The sequence below is a fragment of the Bradyrhizobium sp. genome (assembly GCF_050014615.1).
Taxonomy (GTDB): domain Bacteria; phylum Pseudomonadota; class Alphaproteobacteria; order Rhizobiales; family Xanthobacteraceae; genus Bradyrhizobium.
Map to the genome: position 1 here is coordinate 21,953 of NZ_JBEKCZ010000065.1, position 6,000 is coordinate 27,952.

7 protein-coding genes are annotated in these 6,000 nt (G+C 64.2%); 2 read left to right on the top strand and 5 right to left on the bottom strand.

All coding sequences use genetic code 11. The features are described 5' to 3' along the window. Positions 1–112 precede the first annotated feature (112 nt). Together ABR948_RS12895 and ABR948_RS12900 are read right to left on the bottom strand one after the other, a co-directional pair. A complete protein-coding gene (locus ABR948_RS12895) occupies positions 113–889 on the bottom strand; it encodes an alpha/beta fold hydrolase (protein ID WP_428118077.1) in 777 nt (258 codons plus the stop codon). A 181-nt stretch (positions 890–1,070) separates the two neighbouring features. Then, the gene (locus ABR948_RS12900) at positions 1,071–1,547 is read right to left on the bottom strand and encodes an Hsp20 family protein (RefSeq protein WP_428118080.1); all 477 of its coding nucleotides are present in this window, start codon (positions 1,545–1,547) and stop codon (positions 1,071–1,073) included. 234 nt (positions 1,548–1,781) lie between these two features. Here ABR948_RS12900 and ABR948_RS12905 point away from each other — a divergent pair, with 234 nt between their 5' ends. Further along, on the top strand, positions 1,782–2,744 hold the full coding sequence (locus ABR948_RS12905) for an alpha/beta fold hydrolase (protein ID WP_428118082.1): 963 nt from the start codon (positions 1,782–1,784) through the stop codon (positions 2,742–2,744). 15 nt (positions 2,745–2,759) lie between these two features. Here the strand turns inward: ABR948_RS12905 and ABR948_RS12910 are convergent, their stop codons facing one another. After that, positions 2,760–3,515, bottom strand: coding sequence for a sulfite exporter TauE/SafE family protein (locus ABR948_RS12910; protein WP_428118085.1), 756 nt, complete (start codon positions 3,513–3,515; stop codon positions 2,760–2,762). Positions 3,516–3,610: 95 nt separating this feature from the next. Here ABR948_RS12910 and ABR948_RS12915 point away from each other — a divergent pair, with 95 nt between their 5' ends. Further along, positions 3,611–4,504: a LysR substrate-binding domain-containing protein gene (locus ABR948_RS12915; protein ID WP_428118088.1), complete on the top strand. Its 894-nt coding sequence runs from the start codon at positions 3,611–3,613 to the stop codon at positions 4,502–4,504. Between the two features lie 18 nt (positions 4,505–4,522). On the opposite strand, the gene ABR948_RS12920 is transcribed toward ABR948_RS12915, so the two are convergent. Together ABR948_RS12920 and ABR948_RS12925 are read right to left on the bottom strand one after the other, a co-directional pair. Then, positions 4,523–5,491, bottom strand: coding sequence for a Bug family tripartite tricarboxylate transporter substrate binding protein (locus tag ABR948_RS12920; RefSeq protein WP_428118091.1), 969 nt, complete (start codon positions 5,489–5,491; stop codon positions 4,523–4,525). 11 nt (positions 5,492–5,502) lie between these two features. Further along, positions 5,503–6,000: inositol monophosphatase family protein (locus ABR948_RS12925; protein WP_428118095.1), on the bottom strand; the 498-nt coding region annotated here is incomplete at its 5' end.

A 6,000-nucleotide genomic window follows, 5' to 3' on the forward strand; every position in this document is an offset into this window, starting at 1 on the left:
CGATCAACTTCGGTGGTTATGGGTTCCTGCGTTCGCAGGAACGACAAAGTAAAAACGCCCCGGCAGATCGGGGCGTTTTCGTATTCAGGGTCTGGCGCTGCCCCGTCAGCGGCTACTCTTTTCGGCCGGCGGCCGCCAAAATCAGATCGGCGATCTCTTTGGGGTGAGACACCAGCGACAGGTGACCTGCATCCAGCTCGATGGTGGTCGCATTCATGCGCTTGGCCAGAAATCGCTCCAGGTCGGGATTGATGGTCTGATCCTGCTTCGACACCGCATACCATGACGGCTTCGAGTGCCAGGCCGCCGCGGTGGTTCGTCCAGCGAACAACGAAGCCGCCGTCGGCTCCTGCACGGCATACAGCAGCTCAGCTTTTTTGGGCTCGACGCCATTGGCGAAATATTTGAGGAAGGATTCCTCGGACAGTTGGGTGAAGCCGTCATGCACCTGGACGCCGGCACGGACCGCCCCGGCGGGGAACTTGCCGGAAAGCGCGACGAAGTCCTCGCCGGCGTCGGGGCCGCGCGCGGCCACGTAGACCAGTGCGCTGACCTTTGGATCAGTCCCGGTCTCACTGATCACGGTGCCGCCCCAGGAATGGGCGACCAGCACCGTGGGGCCATCCTGCAGCGCCAAAGCGCGGCGGGTCGCGGCGACGGAATCTTCCAGCGAGGTCAGCGGATTTTGCACGGCGGTGACCTTCAGGCCCGCGGCCTGAAGATAGGGAATAACCCCGGCCCAGCTCGAGCCGTCGGCCCACGCCCCATGCACCAGGACGACATTTTTCGCCTCAACCGGCGCTGCGGTCTGGGCGTTTGCCGCGAATGGGCCGAATGCGCCGGTGAGCGCGGTGACGGCCAATGCCATGGCGAGCCGAGATATCTTCATCGAACCAACTCCGTTATTTCCGTGTTTGCGTAAAGCTCCAGGGAATTTCGGCGGTGGGGTGGGCAACGTTACGAGGCCTCACGGTTCTGTGTATTGGGCTTTGCTGACGACAATAAAAAACGCCCCGGTTTCCCGGGGCGTTTTCGCATTCAGCCAATATCTGCTGAAATCGAACCGTTGTTTAAGCGGCGGCTTTCTCGGCCGAGTTGTCGACCACCAGCGGCGCCGGTGAGGTCGAGGCAATCGGAATGTTGCGGGGCTTCTTGGCCTCGGGAATCTCGCGAACGAGATCGACATGGAGCAGGCCGTTCTCAAGCGAGGCGTTTTTCACCGCCACGAAATCGGCCAGCTGGAACGCCCGCTCGAAAGCGCGCGCCGCGATGCCGCGATACAGCACTTCGGACTTGTCCTGGCCGTTCTCATTGGCGGATTTCTCGCCCTTGATCGTCAGCGTGTTTTCCTTCGCGACGATCGAAAGCTCGCCCTGCGAGAAGCCGGAGACCGCGACGCTGATGCGGTAATTGTTCTCGCCGGTACGCTCGATATTGTAGGGGGGATAGCCGGGGCTGCCGTCCGCAGTGGCCTGATCGAGCAGGGAAAAGAACCGGTCGAAGCCGACGGTGGAACGGTAAAACGGGGTCAGGTCATAGGTACGCATGGGATAGTCCTCCATTGAGCGACTGATTAAAGGAACCCGCCCGCCATCGGGCCGGGCTTTCGTCTTTGTGCAGCCTCGGTGATCCGGTTCCCCGAAACACTGGTAGCGGCCTGCACGAAGGTGATATGGGAGGGGCAAAGGCGCGTTCAAGAGACGGGAACGTTGCCCTTTTTTGACGCTGTCACCCTTGCCCGCCCTTGATTTCCAGCACCTTTCACCTATCCGGTCCCGGCCATGACGCTCGTCTCGATTCCCGCCAATCCCGTTCCGGAAAACGTCGTCTCCGGCATGATCACGACGCCGGATGGTGCCGAATTGCGGTTTGCGCGCTGGGCGCCGCCGGCGGGCCGCAAGGGGACGGTCTGCGTCTTCACCGGCCGCAGCGAGCAGATCGAAAAATACTTCGAGACGGTGCGCGATCTGCGCGACCGCGGGTTCGCGGTGGCGATGATCGACTGGCGCGGGCAGGGCCATTCGTCGCGGCGCCTGCGCGATCCGCGCAAGGGCTATGTGCGCGATTTCTCCGATTTCGAAGTCGACGTCGAGACCTTCGTGCAGCAGGTGGTGCTGCCGGATTGCCCGCCGCCCTATTTCGCGCTGGCGCATTCGATGGGCGGTGCGGTGATGCTGCGAGTCGCGCATGCCGGCAAGCGCTGGTTCGACCGCATGGTGCTGTCGGCGCCGATGATCGATCTGCCCGGACACCGCACCTCATTCCCGGCGCGCGCGCTGTTGCGTGTCCTGCGGCTGGCCGGGCAGGGCGGCCGCTACATCCCCGGCGGCAGCGATGCGCTGACCGGGGCGGATTCCTTTGTCAACAATCCCCTGACCAGCGATCCCGTGCGCTATGCCCGCAACGCGGCGATCATCGAGGAGGATCCGACGCTCGGCCTCGCCGCGCCGACGATCGCCTGGGCCGATACCGCCTTCAGCGCGATGCATGGTTTTCGCGCCGCGAACTACCCGCTGGAGATTCGCCAGCCGATCCTGATGCTCGCCGCCAGCAACGACACCATTGTCTCGACCGCGGCGATCGAGGAGTTCGCCTATCATCTGCGCGCCGGCTCGCATCTCGTGATCGCCGGCTCGAAACATGAAATCCTGCAGGAGCAGGACCGCTACCGCGCGCAGTTCTGGGCCGCGTTCGATGCCTTCGTGCCCGATGCCTTCGTGCCCGGCACGCCGCTGTTCAAGTGAGGGATGAGCACCGCTTCAGGCGCGCTCGATATTGTAGATCGCGCTGCCGATCAGGTAGATCCCGAGGAAAATCATCGCGATCAGAAACCAGCGGCGGAAGGTGTCCGGCTGCATCCGCGTCCGCACCGCCTGGCCGATGAACATGCCGGCGAAGGCGGCGGCCATCGCGATCGTACCCGGCAGCGCGGTGGCGGCACTGAACAAACCGGCGCTGGTGAGGTTGAAGGCCAGCGCCAGCGTCGCGACGGTGAAATACACCCCGAGCGCCTGCACCAACTCGTCTTTCTCCATGCCGATCGCCTGCATGAACGGCATCGACGGGATCACCTGCACGCCGGTGGCGGCGGAAATCACGCCGGTGATCACGCCGACGATCCCACCGATCCACTTTTCATTCGACCTCGCGACACTGAAACCGACTTTGCCAAGGCCGATGGCCGCATAGATCATGAGCAGGACGCCGAGAATGACGGTGCCGTAGCGCGCATAGGGGCCGGTCAACATGTCGCCGTTCAGCCAGATGCCGAAGGCGGTGCCGACCATCAGCGGCCACATCCGCCGGATGATGTCGCGCAGATAGGGGCCGACGAAGGTCTGCCAGATATTGGTCACGATCGCGGGCGCGATCACGATGGCGAGCGCCTGCGACGGCGGCATCGTGACCGCGAGCAGGCCCATCGACACCGTCGGCAGGCCCAATCCGATCACGCCCTTGATGAAACCCGCCAGCAGGAACGCCGCGGCAATGAAAATCAGGAGAGGTTCGGCCATCACGTCACATTGACCGATCCGCGCGATCGGCACAATCTGGAGCTTACAGACCAAGCCTTCGGCTATGACGAAGGCAGATGGTTGCGGGAACCGCCATGCGTTTCGATCTGGTTGACCTCCAGCTGTTTATCGCGGTGGCGGACAGCGGCAGCATCACACAGGGGGCGCTGCGCGCCCATCTCGCGCTGGCGTCCGCCAGCGCCCGGATCAAGGGCCTCGAAGCCGCCCTTGGCACCGTACTTCTCAAGCGTCGCCGTCGCGGCATCGAGCTGACCGCGGCCGGCGAAAGCCTGCTCGGTCATGCCCGCAGCATCATCCATCATGTCGATGAGATGCGGGGCGATCTTGCGGCCTATGCCAGCGGCGCCAGGGCCAGCGTGCATCTGCTCGCCAACACGTCGGGTCTGTCGGAACATCTGCCGAAGGCGCTGGCGACATTCCTGCGCGAACATCCCGATATCAGCCTCGATGTCGAGGAGCGCGAAAGCACCGACATTGCAGCGGCGATTGCCAGCGGCGCGGCGGATCTCGGCTTTGCCGCCGAGCATGCGCTGCCGGCTCATGTCGAGCGGTTTTCATTCGGCGAGGATCGCCTGATGCTGGTGGCGCCGCGCCGCGGGGATTTTGCCGGCCGGCGCCAGATCGATTTTGTCGAGGTGACGGATCGTGACTTCGTCGGCCTGACCGGTGCCACCGCGCTTCAGGTCCATATCGCCAAGCACGCCGCGCAGCTCGGCGTGCGCTTACGCGTTCGGGCCCGGTTGCGGGATTTCGATGCGATCTGCCAGATGGTGGCGGCCGGCGTCGGCATTGCGGTGGTGCCGGAAGCCGCCGCGAAACGCTGCGCGCAAGCGATGCCGATCGCGATGATCAGGATCCGCGACGCCTGGGCCAACCGCAAGCTCGTGATCTGCGCCCGCAGCTTCAAGACGCTGCCGCGGCCGGCCAAGCAATTGGTCGAGCACCTGCGCCGGCTGGCGCTGCGCTGAATCACTTCGACGTGTGACTTACTTCTCCGTCACCAGCCCGGCGTCCTTGATCACGCCAGCCCATTTCTCGATTTCGCTGCCGATGAAGTCATGGAAATGCTCGGGAGTGTCGCCGACCAGCGTGGCGCCCTGACTGGCGAGCTTTTCCTTTACCTGCGGATCGCGCATGGCCTCGACAGCGGTTTTGTTGAGGATGGCGACGATCGCCGCGGGCGTGCCCGCGGGCGCCACCATGCCGTACCAGTTCTCGATCTTGAGATCGGGCATACCGGCCTCGGCGGTGGTCGGTACCGCCATCGCGGTCGGCGCGCGCTCCGCCGATCCGATCGCGATCGGCTTCAGTCTGCCGGCCTCGATCTGCGGCAGAATGATCGGCAGATCGAGAAACACCATCTGCACTTGTTGTCCCAGCATATCGTTGACGGCAGGCGCCGCGCCCCGATAGGGCACATGCACGATGTCGATTTTCGCGGTCAGCTTGAGCAATTCGCCGGCCAGATGCGGCAGGCTGCCGGGACCGGAGGAGGCGAAATTGAGTTTTCCGGGCTGCGCCTTGGCCAGCGCAACCAGTTCGTTCATGTTGCTGGCCGGAACATTGGTGGCGACCACCAGCATCTCCGGAATGGTCGCGACCAGGGTGATGGCCTGCAGATCCTTCAGCGGATCGTAGGCGACCTTTTCCATGCTCGGGCTGATGGCCAGCGCGCCCGCGCTTGAAATCGCGATGGTGTAGCCATCCGGTTTCGCCTTCGCCACCGCGTCGGTTCCCAGTACCCCGCCTTGTCCGCCGCGGTTGTCGATCAACACCGGCTGCTTGAGCAGTTCCGCCATGCGCTGGCCGATCACCCGCGCGATGATGTCGTTGGGGCCCCCGGCTGGAAACGGCACGATCAGCCGGACCGGATGGTCCGGAAAATTCTGCGCGAGCGCTGACGCCGGCAACAGCAGCAGGGACAATCCGGTGGCCAATGCGCCCAGAATTCTCATGTGAGCTCCGTCTAGCCGTTGAGCAGCTTGATCGCCGCTTCATGGACGCGCGGATCGCCGGCCGCGACGATCCGCCCGCCGCTCTGGGCGGGCTTGCCCTCCCAGGTGCTGACGACGCCGCCGGCGCCGGTGATGATCGGGATCAGCGCTGCGATGTCGTAGGGCTTCAGCTCGGTCTCGATCACGAGGTCGAGATGTCCGGCGGCGAGCATGCAATAGGAATAGCAGTCGCCGCCATAGCGCGTCAGCCGCACCGCCTGCTCGACGCGGCCGAAGGCGGCGCGGTCGGCGCTGTTCATCAGCAGCGGACTGGTGGTGAACATGGTCGCATCCTGCAGCGAGGCGCACCGCCGTACCGCCAGTTTCCGCTCCCCGGTCGATCCCGAATAATGTGCCGAGCCGCTGTCGCCGGAAAAGCGTTCGCCGATAAAGGGCTGGTGCATCATGCCGAACACCGGGGTGCCCTTGTGCAACAGCGCGATCAGCGTGCCCCAGATCGGAAAGCCCGA

What these genes read in the sequence shown, in the direction of transcription:
- ABR948_RS12895 (WP_428118077.1), bottom strand. Translation starts at nt 889, where the DNA reads ATGAAGATATCTCGGCTCGCCATGGCATTGGCCGTCACCGCGCTCACC.
- ABR948_RS12900 (WP_428118080.1), bottom strand. Translation starts at nt 1,547, where the DNA reads ATGCGTACCTATGACCTGACCCCGTTTTACCGTTCCACCGTCGGCTTC.
- ABR948_RS12905 (WP_428118082.1), top strand. Translation starts at nt 1,782, where the DNA reads ATGACGCTCGTCTCGATTCCCGCCAATCCCGTTCCGGAAAACGTCGTC.
- ABR948_RS12910 (WP_428118085.1), bottom strand. Translation starts at nt 3,515, where the DNA reads ATGGCCGAACCTCTCCTGATTTTCATTGCCGCGGCGTTCCTGCTGGCG.
- ABR948_RS12915 (WP_428118088.1), top strand. Translation starts at nt 3,611, where the DNA reads ATGCGTTTCGATCTGGTTGACCTCCAGCTGTTTATCGCGGTGGCGGAC.
- ABR948_RS12920 (WP_428118091.1), bottom strand. Translation starts at nt 5,491, where the DNA reads ATGAGAATTCTGGGCGCATTGGCCACCGGATTGTCCCTGCTGCTGTTG.